Annotated in this window: 1 protein-coding gene; it reads left to right on the plus strand. The window is 50.2% G+C overall.

Going from position 1 to position 510, the window contains the following annotated elements; all coding sequences use genetic code 11:
* Positions 1-435: YceI family protein (locus tag J0A66_RS21585; RefSeq protein WP_206575919.1), on the plus strand; the 435-nt coding region annotated here is incomplete at its 5' end.
* Positions 436-510: the final 75 nt, after the last annotated feature.

Here is a 510-nt window from a genome sequence, read left to right on the forward strand (position 1 = left end):
TTCACGGCATTTAGCGGCACACTGGCCGACGATGGCAGCCTGAAGATCAATATTGAGCTGAATTCGGTAGAAACCAACATTCCTATCCGCAATGAGCGCATGCGCGAGCACATGTTTAAGCTATTCCCTAACGCCACCCTGACCGCCCAGGTACCAAAAACCGTGATGGAGCTGGATGTGGGTGAATCCACGGCGCTGGAGATTAAAGGTCAGTTAGAGCTGAATACCAAATCACAAATCCTGCCCATACCTTTACAAATTACGCGCTTAGCCAATGAGCAGTTGCTGGCCACCACCACGCAACCCATTCTGCTTAACACAGTGCAGTTTGGTTTGACCGATGGTGTGAAAAAACTGCAGGAACTGGCGGGCCTGGCCAGCATTGATCAGACAGTTCCCGTCACTTTCAACGTGATTTTCAGCAGCGCCAACTAATCAGTATTGAACTGCGAAGCCGGCACGATATTGACCGACTCATGTAGTTCAGAATACACCAGCAGTGCATCACCA

The organism is Bowmanella dokdonensis, from assembly GCF_017254865.1.
In the GTDB taxonomy this organism is placed as follows: Bacteria; Pseudomonadota; Gammaproteobacteria; order Enterobacterales; family Alteromonadaceae; genus Bowmanella; species Bowmanella dokdonensis.